We start from the raw sequence: 19320 nt of genomic DNA on the forward strand, positions 1-19320 counted from the left end.
AGGTTTTTTTTCGTCTGTAGGAAATGAGGATGAGAAGCTCCGGGGTAGGAGGTTCGACTCGAGCGCAGCGAGAGAACGTTGCTTCAGCAACGGCCCGAAGGGCGAGCCACGCAGTGGCGAGTGATCCTCTCTCGCCGACCACATTCGAAAAACCTGCTTTTTAAAGCAGGTTTTTTTTCGTCTGTAGTTTGTGATATTTGTTTTGCCGGGTGGCGGCGTTGCCTTAACTGTCCTACGTTGCTATCGTCTTTGTAGGCCCGCGCAAGCGAAGCGCCGCCGGGCATGAGCCTTGTCCCAAATTGCCTAAAAAGCCAACTCACCCCATTTCACGCCGCAAGTTAACCGTTTTGTGACATATTCCATTGTATTTTTTTATATTTGGTTAGCTATTTTCTTGCGTTTCTTATGGATAAGCTCAGCATTTTCACCTGTGCGTTTTAACGTTCACGCTATTAATCGCTCAGAATATCGCCATTTCGCAAGAAATTTTTAGCATTTAGCACAATTGTTAATCACTGGTTATTACGAAGTGTGAAGATGATTGTGCTGCTGTTAAGCGCGTAGCATAAATTTCCCTGCTGCAAATACCCACTTGAACTTTTTTTAATCTTTGTCTGCCAATTCTCACCGCTGATGTAAATCCCGGTTACCTGTATTGACGTTTGCACATTCTGTTGACAGATTGTACGGCATGAGGGGCATTTCAGGGAGGATCTGCGCTGCTACTCAATCGCACTCCTGAAAGGAATCTCTAACCCTTTTAACGCCTTCGGGCACTGCCGCACAGACCGTGTAAAAAACAAAAAAAGGCCTGGCGGAAAAACACAACAAACAAACATCACATTTGGAGCAGAATAATGAGTATTTCCTTGAAAAGGTCAGGGATGCTGAAGCTTGGTCTTAGCCTTGTGGCGTTGACTGTGGCGGCAAGTGTACAGGCCAAAACCCTGGTTTACTGTTCTGAAGGCTCGCCGGAAGGCTTTAACCCACAGCTGTTCACCTCTGGTACGACTTACGATGCCAGCTCCGTTCCAATTTATAACCGTCTGGTTGAATTCAAAACCGGCACCACGGAAATCATCCCGGGTCTGGCAGAGAAGTGGGACGTCAGCGCTGACGGTAAAACCTACACTTTCCACCTGCGTCAGGGTGTGAAATGGCAGGACAATAAAGATTTCAAACCAACTCGCGATCTGAACGCCGATGACATCGTGTTCTCGTTCGATCGTCAGAAGAATGACAAAAACCCGTTCCACAAAGTCTCTGGCGGCAGCTACGAATACTTTGAAGGCATGGGCCTGCCGGATCTGATCAGCGAAGTGAAGAAAGTGGACGATAACACCGTTCAGTTCGTGCTGACTCGCCCGGAAGCACCGTTCCTGGCTGACCTGGCAATGGACTTTGCGTCTATTCTGTCAAAAGAATACGCGGACAACATGCTGAAAGCCGGTACGCCGGAGAAAGTCGACCTGAACCCAATCGGTACAGGTCCATTCCAGCTGGTTCAGTACCAGAAAGACTCCCGTATTCTGTATAAGGCCTTCGCGGGCTACTGGGGCACCAAGCCGCAGATCGATCGTCTGGTGTTCTCTATCACGCCTGATGCGTCTGTGCGTTACGCCAAACTGCAGAAAAACGAATGCCAGGTGATGCCGTACCCGAACCCGGCTGACATCGCACGTATGAAGCAGGACAAAAACATCACCCTGCTGCAACAGGCGGGTCTGAACGTCGGTTACCTCTCCTTCAACACCGAGAAAAAGCCGCTGGATGAAGTCAAAGTTCGCCAGGCGCTGACCTATGCGGTGAATAAAGAAGCGATCATCAAAGCCGTTTATCAGGGCGCGGGCGTTGCTGCCAAGAACCTGATCCCACCAACCATGTGGGGCTATAACGACGATGTGAAGGACTACACATACGATCCAGAAAAAGCCAAAGCGCTGCTGAAAGAAGCGGGCCATGCAGATGGCTTCACTATCGATCTGTGGGCGATGCCGGTTCAGCGTCCGTACAACCCGAACGCTCGCCGTATGGCTGAGATGATTCAGGCTGACTGGGCGAAAGTGGGCGTGAAAGCTAACATCGTGACCTACGAGTGGGGCGAGTACCTGAAACGCGCCAAAGCAGGTGAGCATCAGTCTGTGATGATGGGCTGGACCGGCGACAATGGGGATCCGGATAACTTCTTCGCCACTCTGTTCAGCTGTGCGGCGGCGAAAGACGGTTCTAACTACTCTCGTTGGTGCTACAAGCCGTTTGAAGACCTGATCCAGCCAGCGCGTGCGGCTGAAGATCACAACAAGCGTGTTGAACTGTACAAACAGGCTCAGGTCGTGATGCATGATCAGGCTCCAGCGCTGATTATTGCTCACTCCACCGTGTATGAGCCGGTGCGTAAAGAAGTCAAAGGCTATGTGGTTGATCCATTGGGCAAACACCACTTCGAAAACGTCTCCATCGAATAATTAAAAATGAAAGGGGTACGTCAGTACCCCTATGCCAGGCGACGCTGCGTTTGCACGGGTCTACGTGAGTAGGCTGGTTCAGCGCAGCGCCACCCGGCAGTTGTGAGCAATACAGATGCACAGTTCCAGGCTGTGGATCTTGAGAGAGAATCCGGGTTATGTTTCAGTTCATCCTCCGACGTTTGGGATTAGTCATCCCGACCTTTATCGGTATCACCCTGCTGACCTTTGCCTTTGTCCATATGATCCCCGGTGACCCGGTGCTCATCATGGCCGGTGAGCGCGGTATATCCCCTGAGCGTCACGCAGAGCTTCTGGCTGCATTGGGTCTTGATAAGCCAATGTGGCAACAATACGTCCACTATGTCTGGGGCGTTCTTCATGGTGATTTGGGCATTTCACTCAAAAGCCGCCTACCGGTGTGGGACGAGTTTGTTCCGCGCTTTAAAGCCACGCTGGAACTCGGCGTTTGCGCCATGCTGTTCGCCATTGCCGTCGGTATTCCTGTCGGTGTCCTGGCTGCGGTCAAACGTGGCTCCATCTTCGATCACACCGCCGTTGGCCTCGCGCTGACCGGTTACTCGATGCCTATCTTCTGGTGGGGCATGATGATGATCATGCTGGTGTCGGTGCAGTGGAACCTCGCACCCGTTTCCGGGCGTATCAGCGATTCGGTGTTCCTTGATGACTCGATGCCATTAACCGGCTTTATGCTGATTGATACCGCCATTTGGGGCGAGCCGGGCGATTTCATTGATGCGTTAGCGCACATGGTCTTGCCTGCGGTGGTGCTTGGCACCATTCCATTGGCGGTGATTGTGCGTATGACCCGCTCGGCAATGCTCGAAGTGCTTGGCGAAGACTATATCCGTACCGCACGTGCGAAGGGTCTGACTCGTATGCGCGTGATCATTGTGCATGCGCTGCGTAACGCGATGTTGCCAGTGGTCACGGTTATCGGTTTGCAGGTCGGCACGCTGCTGGCAGGCGCAATCCTGACCGAGACTATCTTCTCCTGGCCGGGCCTTGGGCGCTGGCTGATTGATGCACTGCAACGCCGTGACTATCCGGTGGTGCAGGGTGGGGTCCTGCTGGTGGCGACGATGATCATCCTCGTTAACCTGCTGGTCGACCTGCTGTATGGCGTGGTGAACCCGCGTATTCGTCATAGGAAGTAAGGGGCCATCATGTCACAAGTCACTGAAAATAAAGTTGCTGCACCGGTGCCCATGACCCCGTTGCAGGAGTTCTGGCACTATTTCAAACGTAATAAAGGTGCGGTTGTCGGCCTGGTCTATGTGGTGGCGGTGATGATTATCGCTATCTTCGCGAATTTCCTCGCGCCGCATAACCCGGCGGAACAGTTCCGCGACACGCTGCTGGTCCCGCCATTCTGGCAGGACGGCGGCAGTCTGGCGCACCTGTTCGGTACGGACGATGTGGGCCGTGATGTACTGTCGCGCCTGATGTATGGCGCGCGTCTGTCGCTGCTGGTGGGTTGTCTGGTGGTCGTGCTGTCGCTGGTGCTGGGCGTTGTCCTTGGCCTGGTGGCGGGCTACTTCGGCGGCATCGTCGATAACATCATTATGCGTGTTGTCGATATCATGCTGGCCCTGCCGAGTTTACTGCTGGCGCTGGTGCTGGTGGCGATCTTCGGCCCGTCGATTGGTAACGCCGCGCTGGCGCTGACCTTCGTCGCCTTGCCGCACTACGTGCGTTTAACGCGTGCGGCGGTGCTGGTGGAAGTGAACCGCGATTACGTGACCGCTTCTCGCGTGGCGGGTGCGGGTGCGATGCGTCAGATGTTCGTTAATATTTTCCCAAACTGTCTTGCGCCGCTGATCGTTCAGGCGTCGCTTGGTTTCTCGAACGCCATTCTCGATATGGCCGCTCTTGGCTTCCTTGGCATGGGTGCGCAGCCGCCAACACCGGAGTGGGGCACCATGCTCTCCGACGTGTTGCAGTTCGCGCAAAGCGCCTGGTGGGTCGTGACCTTCCCGGGTCTCGCAATCCTGCTGACGGTGCTGGCATTTAACCTGATGGGCGACGGTCTGCGTGACGCGCTGGATCCCAAACTGAAGCAGTAAGAGGCACGAGATGGCGTTATTAAATGTAGATAAATTATCGGTGCACTTCGGTGACGAAGGCACCCCGTTTCGCGCCGTGGACCGCATCAGCTATAGCGTAAAGCAAGGCGAAGTGGTGGGCATCGTTGGGGAATCCGGTTCCGGTAAATCCGTCAGCTCGCTGGCGATTATGGGGCTGATTGATTACCCAGGCCGCGTGATGGCGGAAAAACTGGAGTTCAACGGTCGCGACCTGAAGCGCATTTCTGAGAAAGAGCGCCGCCAATTGGTGGGCGCAGAAGTGGCGATGATTTTCCAGGATCCGATGACCAGCCTGAACCCTTGCTACACCGTTGGTTTCCAGATAATGGAAGCGATTAAGGTGCATCAGGGCGGTAACAAGAAAACCCGTGTTCAGCGTGCGATCGATCTGCTGAATCTGGTGGGTATTCCTGACCCGGCTTCGCGTCTTGACGTTTATCCGCACCAGCTTTCCGGCGGGATGAGCCAGCGCGTGATGATCGCGATGGCGATTGCCTGTCGTCCGAAATTGCTGATTGCCGATGAACCGACGACCGCGCTGGATGTGACCATTCAGGCGCAGATCATCGAGCTGCTGCTGGAACTTCAGCAGAAAGAGAACATGGCGCTGGTGCTGATCACCCACGATCTGGCACTGGTGGCGGAAGCGGCACACAAAATCATCGTGATGTACGCAGGTCAGGTGGTGGAAACCGGTGCCGCGCAGGATATTTTCCGCGCGCCGCGCCATCCGTATACCCAGGCACTGCTGCGCGCGTTGCCGGAGTTTGCGCAGGATAAAGCGCGTCTGGCTTCGCTGCCGGGTGTGGTGCCAGGCAAGTACGACCGTCCTAACGGTTGTCTGCTCAACCCGCGCTGCCCGTATGCCAGCGATAAATGTCGCACTGAAGAACCTGAACTGAATACCGTCGATGGCGGTCGTCAGTCCAAATGCCATTACCCCCTCGATGATGCCGGGAGGCCGACACTATGAGTACGCATGAGGCCACCTCGCGACAGCCGTTGTTGCAGGCTATCGATCTGAAAAAACACTACCCGGTGAAGAAGGGCATTTTTGCCCCTGAGCGCCTGGTGAAGGCGCTGGATGGCGTATCGTTTGACCTCGAGCGCGGTAAAACGCTGGCGGTGGTGGGCGAATCCGGCTGTGGGAAATCCACGCTGGGCCGTCTGCTGACGATGATCGAAGTTCCGACTGGCGGCGAGCTATATTATCAGGGGCAGGATCTGCTCAAGCCTGATCCTGCGGCAGAAAAGCTGCGTCGTCAGAAAATCCAGATCGTGTTCCAGAACCCGTACGGTTCTCTGAACCCGCGCAAGAAAGTCAGCCAGATTCTGGAAGAGCCGCTGCAAATCAACACCACGTTGAGCAAAGCGGAGCGCCGGGAAAAAGTGCTGGAGATGATGGCGAAAGTCGGCCTGAAAACCGAACACTATGACCGCTATCCGCACATGTTCTCCGGCGGCCAGCGCCAGCGTATCGCCATCGCCCGTGGTTTGATGCTTGACCCGGATGTGGTGATTGCCGATGAACCCGTTTCTGCGCTCGACGTGTCCGTGCGCGCGCAGGTACTGAACCTGATGATGGATTTGCAGCAGGAAATGGGGCTGTCGTACGTGTTTATCTCGCACGATTTGTCGGTGGTCGAACACATCGCCGATGAAGTGATGGTGATGTATCTGGGACGCTGCGTGGAGAAGGGCACCAAAGAGCAGATTTTCAACAACCCGCGCCATCCCTACACCCAGGCACTGCTTTCCGCGACGCCGCGCCTGAATCCGGATGACCGTCGTGAGCGTATTAAGCTGACGGGCGAGCTGCCTAGCCCACTGAATCCACCGCCGGGCTGTGCGTTTAACGCCCGCTGCCGTCGTCGCTTTGGCCCTTGCACGCAGTTGCAGCCACAGTTAAAAGACTACGGCGGCCAGCTGGTCGCGTGTTTTGCAGTCGACCAGGATGAAAACGGCGAGAAGCCGTTGGCTTGATCGGAATGCGTGGGTTTTAACCTGAACCGGAGCCTTGGCTCCGGTTTTTTATGCCCTTTAAAACAGTACTGATAATGAATGAGTAAATGTAACTATAAATTTCAGATAATGTAAAAAAATTTCAAAGGCAAGAATTCACCCAAAAGCATTAGGCCATGAATTTAGCGTATGGCACTTCACTATATTGCGCTTCGAAGGCCCGCCAGTACGTTCTATGGCTTAGTTATAGTAGATCTAGCAGGAAACACCGTCATTATTTTTGGATGAAAAAAAAATAGTCGTGGTTCAGGTAATATGAAAACATTGCGCTAAATAAACCAGCGCTTATTAAACGATGAACTCTTGCTTAATAGTTGCATATGGAAATTAATGGATTATTCAGCTAAGTGCTCGCACTTATACAAAATACACTATGCTGTAGTTGGATGGATACGTTATAAAACAGCAAGTTATTGACGTAATACTTTTGTGAATCATGGGGTTACTATGAATCATTATGATGATTTGCAGCGGTTTAAGGACAAAACACGCACGCAAAGCCTCGATTTTAAGGATCTTTCTGCTCAAAACGCCGCGAGCGAACGTGGTGATTGGGCTATTCTCGATCAGCTTTCCCCTCCTGCAGAGAAAGAAACCACTCTCGCAATGGGTGGCTCAGTGTCGCAGATTGTTCCCCAGCCTGTGGCGGCTGATGCTTTTACTGCACATGACTTGCCACCGGTTAAGGCGACGCCCCCTGGCGATGCCATCCATGAATCGCATGCAACCTCTATTATGCAAAGCGTTTCCTCCCAGATGGCGCCGAAAGTGGCACCCGTGCCGGAAGAAGCGCCAATAGCCAAGCCCGAACCGGTTGTTCAGGCCGTCGCTCCACAGGCTGAGCCGACTCTGGCACCTGCTCCACGTCCACAAAAACCGGTTACCCCGGACGCGGTGAATTATTCCCGACTCTTTGCGCCAAAACCCGCCAATATTCCGGTGAAAGCAGAGAAAGAAGAAAAAGATCAGCCCTTAAAATCATTGCTCGAAAGGATTTCTTCATGCCGCTAATTTGCGTCTGTTCTCCTAAAGGCGGCGTGGGAAAAACCACCCTCGCGGCTAACCTGACTCACGCTCTCGCGCGCGCAGGCAGTAAAGTGCTGGCGCTCGATTTTGATGTGCAGAACGCGCTGCGTCTGCACTTTGGTGTACCGCTTTCCGATGAGCGCGGCTACGTCGCCAAATCGTCTGATTCTTACGACTGGAGTCAGTATGTGCTCGGCGCGGGTAGCAATATGTTTGTACTGCCTTACGGTGAAGTGACCGAGCAGCAGCGTGTTGATTTCGAAGATAAATTAATGCATGACGAACATTTTCTCAGCCGTGGGCTGGGTACGCTGCTCAACTATCCGGGGTTGATTATTGTCGCCGATTTCCCGCCGGGCCCGTCTGCGGCCCTCAAAGCCATGACTCCGCTTGCCGATATTCATTTAGTGACGCTGATGTCTGACACTGCTTCGATGTCGCTTTTGCCGCACGTGGAAAATAACCGCCTGACAGGCGAGGCGCTGAACCACAAACACGGTCATTTCTTCGTTGTGAATCAAAGCGATAGCCGTCGCCAGATCAGCCGTGATGTCACCGGGTTTATGGAAGAAAGACTGGGTGAACAGCTGCTTGGCATTATCCATCGTGACGAAAGCGTGATCGAGGCTAACGCCTCACAAAAATCTATATTCGAGTTTAGCCCGGCCTCTGCCGCGGCTTTTGACATCGAAATTATTGCAAAAAAGGTCGCCGCGAAACTGGGCGTCAAAGTTGGGGACGGCACGGTACATAACATGCCACGCATGTCCGGGCTTTAATACATTCAGGGCCGCTTATGAAAAAGTTATCTTTCTGGTTGCTGGTTTTGCTGCTGGCACCGGTAGCAATTCTTGTGATTGCCACCCCCATGGACAGCCAAAAACAGTCTATTTTCGGTTTGCTGAGCGTCGGCATCCTGTTCCTGATGGGATTCAGTAAACGCCGCAGTATCTCGGTGATTATGGTGGTGACATCGTTATTGATGTCTACCCGATATATGTATTTCCGCCTAACGCAAACGTTGCATTTTAATTCTGAAATAGAGGCCATCCTCGGTACAGGGTTATTTCTGGCGGAAGTCTATATTTGGGTGATGCTGCTGCTGAACTATTTGCAGACCGTCTGGCCGCTCAATCGCGATATTACGCCGCTGCCTGATGATATGTCGTTGTGGCCGACGGTTGATGTCTATATCCCGAGCTATAACGAACCGCTGGAAGTGGTGCGCGACACCGTGCTGGCGGCGCAGTGCATCGATTACCCGAAAGATAAAATCAAAATCTATCTGCTCGATGACGGTAAACGTAACGAATTCGCCGTGTTTGCCGCCGATGTCGGCGTGGGTTATATCACCCGTAACGACAATAGCCATGCAAAAGCCGGTAACCTCAACCATGCGATGAAGCTCACCAAAGGCGAGCTTATTTGTGTCTTCGACTGTGATCACGTGGCAACGCGTATTTTCCTGCAGGCCACCGTCGGTGGTTTCCTGAAAGACCCGAAACTGGCGCTGGTGCAGACCCCACACTATTTCTACTCACCAGATCCGTTCGAGCGTAACCTCTCTGTAGGCCGCGATATTCCTAACGAAGGGATGCTGTTCTACGGCCCGATTCAGCGCGGCAACGACAACTGGAACGCGACCTTCTTCTGCGGCTCTTGTGCGGTTATCCGCCGTAGCGCGCTGGAAGAGATTGGTGGTTTTGCGGTTGAAACGGTGACAGAAGATGCGCACACGGCGCTGAAAATGCAGCGTCTTGGCTGGAAATCGGCGTTTATCGATATTCCACTGGCAGCGGGCCTTGCGACAGAGCGTCTGGTGCTGCACGTTATCCAGCGTACCCGTTGGGCACGTGGTATGACACAGATTTTCCGTATGGATAACCCGCTGTTTGGCCGTGGGCTGACCTTCCAGCAGCGCCTGTGTTATCTCAGCGCGATGATGTATTACCAGTTTGCGCTGCCGCGTGTGGTGTTTGTCACCGCACCGTTGGCCTACCTGCTGTTTAACCTCAACATCATTCACTCTTCGGCAAGTTTGATTGTCTCTTATGCTTTGCCGCACCTGTTCCTGGCTATTTATGTCGGTTCGCGAATGAACGGGCGCTATCGCTACAGCTTCTGGGGTGAAATCTACGATATCGTACTGGCGTTCCACCTGGTGCTGCCGACGCTTATCACCATGATTTTCCCGAAACGCGGCAAGTTCAACGTGACCGATAAAGGCCAGTTACTCGACGAGGATTACTTTGATTTCGCCGTAGTACGTCCGCATTTGATCGTGGCGTTCCTGCTTGGTGTGGGCGTGATCGTCGGTATCATCCGGGCCAGCGGCTTTAACTTCTTTGGCTCAGACCCAAGGGTTATCGCACTCAACGTCGGTTGGGGAGCGTACAGCCTGATCTTCCTGCTTGCCGCCATCGCGGTGGCGCGTGAAACCAAACAGACCCGTAAAACGATTCGTATTGACGTGGATATCCCTGTCCTCATTCACTATGCCAGTGGCATTGTGTCGCGCAGCAAAACCGCCGATCTGTCGATGGGCGGCTGCCGTATTGAGGTTGTCGACGAACGTCATTTGAACGATGAGATTGAAGAAGTGGAGCTGATTCTGGAGTCAGGCGCTATTTCGATTCCGGCCAAAATGATTGCGACCGATGAGCGCTATATTCGCCTGATGTTTGAAGAGAATATTCCGCTGGCTCGCCGTCGTGAACTGGTTCGTGTCGTGTTGTCCCGTGCCGATGCGTGGATCCAACCACCACGTCCGCAAGATAAGCCGCTTCGCTCATTCGTGACTATTTTGCGCTGTGTGTTTGAACTGTTCTGGTTAACCTGGAAATCGCGTAGGGAAAATCGCCGTCTGCGTGCGGCGATGGCAAAAGAGGAAGGCCGCGTATGAAACGAATTACGACGCTAGCGCTGCTGATGAGCACACTGCTGGCGCCTTCGCTGAACGCGGAAGAGCCCGCTAGCGATACAACGCCTGCGATGAGTTTCCCGTCGCCGATTGCTGACGACATGGCGGCCTCAGACGCTGCTGCACCAGCAGAACAGGATAGCACAACGCCGCCAGCCCCGGATGCCAGTGGTGCAGCGACACCAGATACCACTGAGGCTCCGGCTGCAAATTCGCCAGAAAGTGATGCGACCGATACGCCGCCTGCAAACATTGACCCGACAGACAGCGTGCCTCCACCGGCAATGCCTCCTGTCACCGATGACACCACGCCGCCGGTTAGCGGTCTGGTGCCGTCGATGGTCAGCGGTCTGAATCTGTCGCAAATGGGGATGCCGGAAGGGATTATCCTCAGCGGCGGTCAGCTTCAGGGCGGGGCTGATTTCACGCTACCAGGCGATCAGGTCGTAACGGCTGCACAACTGACGCTGGATGTGAAAGTATCGCCAGAAATGGCAACCCGTAATGCCACGCTGCAACTGATGCTCAACGGCCAACCGCTGGGTACTGTGCCGCTGGGCGCGGCAGAAAACGACATTTCTCATTATCAGCTCGACATTCCTGCGGCGCTGATGGTCTCGAGCAACAACCTGAGCTTTAAGATTAACGATGGCGATGCCCGGCAGTGTCAGCGTGATCTGACGGACAAATACCGCGTCGTTATCCTGCCGACCTCTCGTTTCAACTGGGAAGGGCAGCAGCTGGATATCGGTTCCGATCTGAGCCATTTCCCGCGCCCCTTCTTCGACAGTATGCAGATGACGCCTGCGGGTGTGTCGGTGAGCTTCCCGGCGCGTATCAGTGCGGATACCGTCAGCGCTGCGGCCGTTGTGTCGTCGTGGTTGGGTATTCAGGCCGATTATCGCGGTATCTCCTTTGAGGCGCTGCATGACCGCCTGCCGGACAAACACGGGATCGTGATTGGTCATCCGGGCGAACAAGTGGGCGGTTTAACGCTGCCGCAAACCACGAAGCCGCTGCTGAAAATCATTCCTAACCCGGCGAACCCGGTTTACAAGCTGCTGCTGATTGTCGGTAAAGATGATGCCGCGTTGCGTGCGGCGGCCTGGCGTTTGACGCGTGGCGACTTTGCGGTGCAAACCGCCAGTAGTGAAGTGGATTCACAGGCAATCCCTGCCAGCCGTCCTTACGATGCTCCGCGTTGGATCCCAACCGATCACCCGGTGAAAATCAGCGATCTGATCCGTAAAGATCAAAGCACAACCGTGAGTGGCGTGTGGCATGAACCCCTGCGCGTAGCGTTCCGTGCAGCGCCGGACCTTTATCTGTGGGACGGCGAGACCATTCCATTGCAGATTGGCTATCGTTTCCCGTCGGAAAACTGGATTGATGAACAGAAATCGCGGCTTAGCATCACGCTGAACAACACGTTCCTCAGTAATTTGCCGATGAACAAACAGGGGATCCTCGAATCGCTGTGGCACAAGCTCGGTGGCGATGCCCGTCAGGAACGCGTCACCATCCCGCTCGAACCGTACCTGATTTACGGCGACAACCAGATGTCGATGTATTTTGACGTGGTGCCGAAAGACAACGCGCCGTGCAGCGTGCTGTTGAACAACAATATCAAGAGCCGTATCACCGACGACTCATGGATTGATTTGAGCCGCACGCGTCACTTCTCGCTGCTGCCAAACCTCTCTTATTTCGTGGGTGCCTCTTTCCCGTTCACCCGTCTGGCGGACTTCTCGCAGACGGTCCTGTTGCTGCCGGAAAAACCGTCGGAAATGCAGGTCGCGACAATGCTGAACATGACCGCGCGTTCCGGTAATGCGACGGGCACGGCGCTGGGGAACAACCGCGTTGTAATGGGGATTCCGTCTGGTGGCGCCAACCTTGAGTTCTTGCGTCAACGTGATGTGCTGGCGGTCAGCGGTCTCGACCAGAAGCAATTCAACCAGGGGCTGCTGGCAAATTCACCGTACAGTCTGACAGACAACACGTTGGGTGTGCGCAGTGCGACGACGTGGCAAAAAATGCAGCGCTGGATAGTAGGCGACTGGACGGCTGATGGCGTCGATGCGGATCGCTATCTCTCTTCGAACAGTGCCTGGCGTGGTTTTGTCAGCTATCGCTCGCCGTGGAACAGTGATCGTCTGGTGGTCGCCGCCTTGGGTAGCAGCGATGATCAGCTCGCTCGTTTGTATAACGACCTGAATTCCCCACGCATCAACGCCGGGATCCGTGGTGATACTTCGATCATCACCAATGAAAACACTGTGCGCAGTTTCCGCGTCAGCACGCAGTTCCCAAGCGGGCAAATGCCGTGGTACATGATGGCTATTTGGTATGCCAACCAGCACTCTGGGCTGCTGGCGATCCTGGGGCTGATTGCCACTTCGATTATCGGCCTGGCATTAACGTCGATGTTCAAACGACATGCCCGTAAGCGCCTGAATCCGGGGGAAGATAAATGAAAAGAACCACCCCAATGAAGACCCCTAAACTGCGCAGACTTTCCAGCCTGTGCCTTTCAGGCATGCTGGCACTGGGCGCAATGGACAGCGCCCAGGCGGCGGGCAACGACGCGGCCATGAAAGCGTTGTTCGACCAGGCCCAGTACTGGCATGAGAAATCGCACGACGATTTGGCGATGGAATCGCTGAAGAAAGTGCTGATGGTTGACCCGAATAATACCCAGGCGTTGTATCTGCTGGCGCTGTGGAATCAACAAGGCGGCAATATGCAGGCCTCCGCGCAGTGGCGCGAGCGGCTGGCGAAAGCCTCGCCGGGCGATAACAGCTTACAGGAGCTGGATAACGCCCGAAAAATGTCGAAGGTCCCGCAGGGGCAACTGAACCTGGCGCGGCAGCAGGCACGCAGCGGCAACATTCCGGCGGCGCTGACCACCTGGCGCGGCATGTTCAACGGCGATCAGCCGCCTCAGGCGCTGGCCTCTGAATACTACACAACCATGGCTAGCGATAAATCGCTCTATCCGCAAGCGGTGAGCGAACTGCGTAGCTATGTGGCACAGCATCCGCAAGATAACGCCAGCCGTGTGGCACTCGGAAAGGTGCTGACCTGGCGAGAAGATTCGCGTCGTGAAGGCATTGAAATGCTGGAACCGATGGCGAGTGGCAACAAAGAAGCCAACGCCGGGTTGCGTCAGGCATTGTTGTGGCTCGGGCCGCAGTCGGGTGATGATAAATATTATAACAACTGGATGCAGCGTAATCCGCAGGACAGCGCGGTGCAGGCGTATTACCGCGAACACGTCGGCGGACTGGCGAAAGGCCAGGGTTATACCGATCTGAACAGTGGCAATACCAGCGGAGCCAAACAGCAGTTTGAGCAGGTTTTGCAAACCAACCCGCAAGATGCCGACGCGCTGGCGGGAATGGGTTATATCGCCCAGCGTAGCGGAGATTATCAGGCCGCAGCGCAGTATCTGAATCGTGCGGCAGCGCTCGGCGGCGAGGCTTCGGCTACGCGTCGCGAGCAGGCGGCGGATGCACAGTTTTACGGTCAGTTAGCGCAGGCGCAGTCGGCGTATAAACAAGGCAATGTTAGCCAGGCGCTGGCGCTGTCGGCTCCTCTTGCACAGCAAAGCGGTACGCGTGGCACGGCAGCGAAACTGTTCCGCGCTGACGTGCTTCGTCACAACAAAGATTATCCGCAAGCCGAGCAGACCTTGCGTTCGTTGTTAAACGATCAGCCACAGAATGCGTCCGCGCGAGAAAACCTCTATTACGTTCTGCGCGATCAGAACAAAACCGAAGAAGCCCAGACTGTACTGCGTACGCTGCCTGCCAGTTTGCAGGCCAAGCTGCAACCGAAAGTGGTCAGCGGCACACCTGGTGACGGCGTTCGTCGTCAGGCGCAGCAGATGGTGGCGAACGGTGATACTCAGCAAGCCATTACCACGTTACAACAGGGTGTGGCGCGTTATCCGGACGATCCGTGGATGCGTCTTGATCTTGCGCGTTTGCTGCAAAAATCCGGCAACAGCGGAGAAGCGGCATCGGTGATGGCGACGGCTTATCGTCCCGGCGCCAGTGCAAATTCATTGTACTCCGCAGCACTCTTTGCCAGCGAAAACGGCGCATGGCAGCAGTCGCAGACGCTGCTCTCACGTATTCCGGCCTCCAGCCAAACCTCGCAAATGCGCGATTTGCGCCAGCGGGTGAACTACAACCTGCAACTGGCAACCGCGCAAGGCTATCTGGCGCAAGGCAATAACGTTGCTGCGGCAAATACGCTGAAAGCGCTGTCAGCCACACCGCCTAAAGATCCGGCTGATGTCGGGAAACTGGCGCGGATGCTGGCAGACAGCGGTGATATGAATACTGCCGTTGCGCTGGTGCGCAATAACATTAGCAGCGGCGTGAAGGGGAACGTGGGTGATTATGCCGATCAGGTGACGGTGCTGAATCAGGCCGGTCTGACCCGTGAAGCGCAAAGTCTGTTGTCGAACCCAACGCTTCAGGCTGGAAGCACGCCAACGCAACTGGCGAGTATTCGCAACGGATACGTGATCAACGAAGCCGATCGTCTGCGCGCGCAGGGCAACTATGCTGGCGCGTATGACAAGCTGATTGGTGCAATGCAAAACGATCCGCAGAATACCGATTTGATGTTCGCGATGGCGCGTCTGTACCAGACCGGCAAAATGAACAAAGAAGCGGGGGTGGTTTACGACTACCTGATGACCCGTGATACGCCAACACAGGACGCACGTTCCGGCGCGATTGACGTCGCGCTGTCGGAAGGCGATAACGACCGCGCCGCCGATTTGGCGCACGGTCTGCGTAACGATAACAGCCCGGACCGCTTACTGCTGCTGGCGCGTGTTGAAGAAGCGCAGGGTAATCACCAACAGGCGATGACGTATTTGCGCAGCGCGCGCGGCAAGCTGGTGGGACTCGAATCCTCGAACACCGCACAGACGCCAACCGTTGGCGGATTGCTGATGTCGGATAACCCGTTTATTGGCACCTCGAAAACACCAGCCCCGACACGCACCGCTTCAACTTACGGCACGACGCTGCCGTGGCAGATTGGGCAAGTGGCCGCCGATCCAGGTACAGCGCTGCCGGGCACCGAACGAACGGATCTCCCGGCTGATACAGCGCAAAGTCGCACGTTACGTCAGGTTGATACCATGATGCAGCAGCTGCAAGAGAAAACCGGAACCTGGCTACAGGCGGGTATGCAGATGCGCAGCCGTGATGGCGAATCGGGGACCAGTAAACTCACCGAAATGAAAGCGCCGCTCACCTGGTCGTCATCCCCGTTTGGCGATTCCCGCTTTGACTTTACCGTCACGCCAGTGTCGTTAAGTGCGGGTAGCACATCGGGTGACGCCTGGCGTCGTTACGGTTCTAACCCGCTGTCGAACGCCGTATCCAACATTACCTCTACCGCGACGGCTGAACAAAAAGCGATTGCGGGTATGAATGCCGTCGAAAGGGCCGCTTATTTCGCGGCAAATCCAGGGGCTGCCGCATTGGCGGGGTTAGGTCCGATTGACCCGTCGGATCTGAACCCGACGACCAGCACCGGGATGGAGAATCTGGCGAAGCTTGGTCAGTATGACAGCGGCCAGGTTGCCTCTTACATTGCCGCTTCAAATCTGAAACCGAACGTTGATGAAGCGGGTGATGTGTCGACCGATTCGCAGAAAGCCAGCGGTGTTGAATTGAGCATGGCGTTGAGTGGCGATGACTACAAAGTAGACATTGGCAGCACCCCACTGGGGCAAGATCTCAACACTCTGGTTGGCGGCGTGAAGTGGTCGCCGAAGCTGACCAACTATCTGTCGCTGATCTTTACCGGTGAACGTCGTTCGATTACCGACAGCCTGCTTTCTTATGTCGGGCTGAAAGATTCCTACTCGGGTAAAACCTGGGGCCAGGTGACGAAAAACGGCGGTACGGTCCAACTGAGCTATGACGATGGCGATGCTGGTTTCTATGTGGGGGCAGGTGGCTACAGCTATCTCGGTGAAAACGTTGAAAGCAACACCAGCTTTAACGCCAATGCCGGGGTGTATCTGCGTCCTTATCATGATGAATACCAGACGCTGCAGACTGGGATCAGCATGAGTTACATGGACTACTCGAAAAACCTGAGCCAGTTCACCTTTGGTCAGGGCGGCTATTTCAGCCCGCAGAACTATGTCAGCGTGTCGCTGCCGGTAGATCTGACGGAGAAATACAACAACTGGACAATGAAACTGGGCGGCGCAGTCGGCTATCAATCCTACAACCAGGATGACAGTCCGTACTTCCCAACGGAATCAGGCTGGCAGCAGTCGCTGGAGACCGCTGTGTCGAATGGTTTCGCGAAAGAGGCGTACTACAAGGGCACTTCCACGAATGGCATCGGTTATACCCTTCGTGCGGGTGCGGATTATAAGGTCAATAATCAGATGACCATTGGCGGCCAGGTGGGGTATGACACCTTTGGTGATTACAACGAAAGCACCGCCGCGCTCTACTTCCGTTACATGTTGGGAGACAAATAAAATGACGGATAACACCGCTTCCGCCGCGTTGGCGTGGTTTCAGCAACAACAAACGCCTGCGGGCTGGTTTGATCTCCTGACCATTATGGTTGATGGCATGGTGCGTAATGCGGGCGAAGTTGAGAGTCAGCCCTTTTTACATCAGATGGGTCAACGGCTGGGAGACGCCTGGCCGCTGCCGGAATCCGAGACACTCGGCCAACTGGAAGAGAACATTAATCGCTTTCTGACACTGTTCCAGTGGGGCGTCATCACACTGCATACCGCTGAAAATGGACTGATGATCCGGCATCAGGCGCTGCCGGTGGGCCGCGATGCTGAGCAGCAGATGCGCTGGTGCAATGCATTTTGTACGATACTGGAAGGATTATACTCCCGTTGGCTGCAAGCGCAGGGTGGCGGCGAGCATGTGATGCTGCAGCGGGAGCAACTCTATTCCATTTCCGACGTGCAGTTCCGCTATTACCATCCATAAAAGAGTAACGCTATGCTAGTGCGAATGTTAATCGCCATGTCCGTCCTGTTTTCTACGTTTGCCCACGCAGGTGCGTGGGAGAACTATAAGTCTCGTTTCGTGATGCCTGATGGGCGCGTGGTGGATACCGGTAACGGCAATATCTCCCACACCGAAGGACAGGGTTTTGCCATGTTAATGGCAGTCAGCCTCAATGATCGCCAGACCTTCGATAAGCTCTGGAAGTGGACCGAATCGACGCTGAAAAACAAAGACACTGGCCTGTTTTATTGGCGCTATAACCCTGTTGCGCCCAATCCGATTGCCGATAAAAATGATGCCACTGACGGTGACATGATGATTGCCTGGGCGTTGCTGAAAGCGCAGAAGCAATGGCGGGATAACAGCTATGGCACCGCATCGGATAACATCACCAGTGCGTTGTTGAAGCACACGGTTATCACCTACGCAGGCTATAAGGTGATGCTGCCGGGAGCGAACGGCTTTAATCTCAACAGCCGGATTAACCTTAACCCTTCCTACTTTATTTTCCCTGCATGGCAGGCGTTTGCCGACCGTAGTCATCTGGTTGTGTGGCGTGATCTGCTGCGCGATGGGAAAAAGTTGGTCGGTAAAATGGGTTGGGGCAATGCCAATTTACCGACAGACTGGGTCGCACTGAGCGCTGACGGTAAACTGAAACCTGCCGATGAATGGAAACCGCGCACCAGCTATGACGCGATTCGTATTCCGCTGTATATCCGCTGGCAGGAACCGCAGAGTCCATTACTTGCGCCGTGGAAAGCCTGGTGGCAGAAATACCCGCGCGAGAAAACCCCTGCGTGGGTCAATGTGTTGACCAATGAAACCTCGCCTTACCCAATGAATGGTGGTCTGATGGCCGTTCGCGATTTTACGCTGGGCGACAATCCCGGCGAACCGCAAATCACCGTGCAAGACGATTATTATTCCGCGAGCCTCAAAATGCTGACCTGGCTCGCCGAGCGCGATATCACGCAGTAACCCTTCTTTTTTGCGAGGCGCTTTCAGGAAATGAAACGGACATCCTTCAGGTGTCCGTTTTCGTATTTCGCGCGGCTGTTAAAAAGTCTATTTTGTGTGCAACGCTCTTCGCGACAGAAGTTATACTGAGTTATATTCAGTTTAACGCATCATCACGGGGGTTCTATGTATAACACTACATTTCGCAAAGTAGGCGGTTCAGTCATGATGGCTATTCCCCCCGCGCTGCTGGAAGCGCTTAATATCCAGCCCGGCGATAGCGCCGTATTAATGGCCGTGGATGGCCAACTGGTTGCTTGCCCCACGCCCAAGGAGATTCGGCGTCGCAGTAAATATTTACTCTCAGATCTACTCGATGAGACAGATTACCCGTTAGACGACTCGGAACGAGAGTGGGTTGATGCGCCAGTGAAAGGGCGTGAAATTCTATGAGGCAGGGTGAGATTTGGTTATGCAACATGGAGCCTGTTGCGGGTCATGAGCAAGGAGGGAAACGCCCGGTGCTGATTATTTCCTCCGATGTTTTTAACTCGCGAACGGGATTGCCGGTTGTCTTTCCCATCACGCAGGGCGGAGGGTTCGCAAGGCGAAGAGGATTCGCTTTTGAACTGCCCGAGGGTGGAAAAATATCCGGCGTCATTCGCTGCGATCAGCCACGCACGCTTGATCTTGAAGCCAGAGAGGCGATTTGTGTGGGTCGCATTGATGGACCAACGTTAAGTGAAGTGCTGGAAAGGTATTACGCTATCGTGGAGTAAAAATGGAATAAAAAA

At 54.6% G+C, this 19320-nt stretch carries 14 protein-coding genes and 1 other RNA gene; all 15 read left to right on the top strand.

Going from position 1 to position 19320, the window contains the following annotated elements:
• Window positions 1-8: 8 nt before the first annotated feature.
• The 15 genes from VH187_RS20070 to VH187_RS20140 all read left to right on the top strand — a co-directional run bounded on the left by VH187_RS20070 (window position 9) and on the right by VH187_RS20140 (window position 19305).
• A non-coding RNA gene (locus VH187_RS20070) (RtT sRNA) lies at window positions 9-141 on the top strand.
• A gap of 716 nt (window positions 142-857) precedes the next feature.
• Entirely contained in the window at window positions 858-2465 is a 1608-nt protein-coding gene (gene dppA / locus VH187_RS20075) for a dipeptide ABC transporter periplasmic-binding protein DppA (RefSeq protein ID WP_329703204.1), read from the top strand.
• A 158-nt stretch (window positions 2466-2623) separates the two neighbouring features.
• The gene (dppB, locus tag VH187_RS20080) at window positions 2624-3643 is read left to right on the top strand and encodes a dipeptide ABC transporter permease DppB (protein WP_329703205.1); all 1020 of its coding nucleotides are present in this window, start codon (window positions 2624-2626) and stop codon (window positions 3641-3643) included.
• 9 nt (window positions 3644-3652) lie between these two features.
• Entirely contained in the window at window positions 3653-4552 is a 900-nt protein-coding gene (gene dppC, locus VH187_RS20085) for a dipeptide ABC transporter permease DppC (RefSeq protein WP_329703206.1), read from the top strand.
• A gap of 10 nt (window positions 4553-4562) precedes the next feature.
• Window positions 4563-5546, top strand: coding sequence for a dipeptide ABC transporter ATP-binding protein (gene dppD, locus VH187_RS20090; protein ID WP_329703207.1), 984 nt, complete (start codon window positions 4563-4565; stop codon window positions 5544-5546).
• Window positions 5543-6556, top strand: a complete 1014-nt coding sequence (gene dppF / locus VH187_RS20095) for a dipeptide ABC transporter ATP-binding subunit DppF (RefSeq protein WP_329703208.1) — start codon at window positions 5543-5545, stop codon at window positions 6554-6556. Before dppD ends, dppF begins: the two co-directional genes overlap by 4 nt.
• A gap of 486 nt (window positions 6557-7042) precedes the next feature.
• The gene (bcsO, locus tag VH187_RS20100; RefSeq protein ID WP_329703209.1) at window positions 7043-7606 is read left to right on the top strand and encodes a cellulose biosynthesis protein BcsO; all 564 of its coding nucleotides are present in this window, start codon (window positions 7043-7045) and stop codon (window positions 7604-7606) included.
• The gene (bcsQ, locus tag VH187_RS20105) at window positions 7597-8400 is read left to right on the top strand and encodes a cellulose biosynthesis protein BcsQ (protein ID WP_329703210.1); all 804 of its coding nucleotides are present in this window, start codon (window positions 7597-7599) and stop codon (window positions 8398-8400) included. The genes bcsO and bcsQ overlap by 10 nt, the downstream gene beginning before the upstream one ends.
• 17 nt (window positions 8401-8417) lie before the next feature.
• Window positions 8418-10523: a UDP-forming cellulose synthase catalytic subunit gene (gene bcsA, locus VH187_RS20110; RefSeq protein ID WP_329703211.1), complete on the top strand. Its 2106-nt coding sequence runs from the start codon at window positions 8418-8420 to the stop codon at window positions 10521-10523.
• Window positions 10520-13018, top strand: a complete 2499-nt coding sequence (bcsB, locus tag VH187_RS20115; RefSeq protein WP_329703212.1) for a cellulose biosynthesis cyclic di-GMP-binding regulatory protein BcsB — start codon at window positions 10520-10522, stop codon at window positions 13016-13018. The genes bcsA and bcsB overlap by 4 nt, the downstream gene beginning before the upstream one ends.
• The gene (locus VH187_RS20120) at window positions 13015-17070 is read left to right on the top strand and encodes a cellulose biosynthesis protein BcsC (RefSeq protein WP_329703213.1); all 4056 of its coding nucleotides are present in this window, start codon (window positions 13015-13017) and stop codon (window positions 17068-17070) included. The genes bcsB and VH187_RS20120 overlap by 4 nt, the downstream gene beginning before the upstream one ends.
• A gap of 1 nt (window position 17071) precedes the next feature.
• Window positions 17072-17545 carry a cellulose biosynthesis protein BcsD gene (gene bcsD / locus VH187_RS20125; protein ID WP_329703214.1) on the top strand — a complete coding sequence of 158 codons (474 nt, stop codon included), beginning with the start codon at window positions 17072-17074 and terminating at the stop codon, window positions 17543-17545.
• A gap of 12 nt (window positions 17546-17557) precedes the next feature.
• Window positions 17558-18547 carry a family 8 glycosyl hydrolase gene (locus tag VH187_RS20130; protein ID WP_329703215.1) on the top strand — a complete coding sequence of 330 codons (990 nt, stop codon included), beginning with the start codon at window positions 17558-17560 and terminating at the stop codon, window positions 18545-18547.
• 165 nt (window positions 18548-18712) lie between these two features.
• A complete protein-coding gene (locus tag VH187_RS20135; protein ID WP_329703216.1) occupies window positions 18713-18979 on the top strand; it encodes an AbrB/MazE/SpoVT family DNA-binding domain-containing protein in 267 nt (88 codons plus the stop codon).
• Entirely contained in the window at window positions 18976-19305 is a 330-nt protein-coding gene (locus VH187_RS20140; protein ID WP_329703217.1) for a type II toxin-antitoxin system PemK/MazF family toxin, read from the top strand. Before VH187_RS20135 ends, VH187_RS20140 begins: the two co-directional genes overlap by 4 nt.
• Window positions 19306-19320: the final 15 nt, after the last annotated feature.

The sequence above is a fragment of the Scandinavium sp. genome (assembly GCF_036271055.1).
Classification (GTDB): Bacteria; Pseudomonadota; Gammaproteobacteria; order Enterobacterales; family Enterobacteriaceae; genus Scandinavium.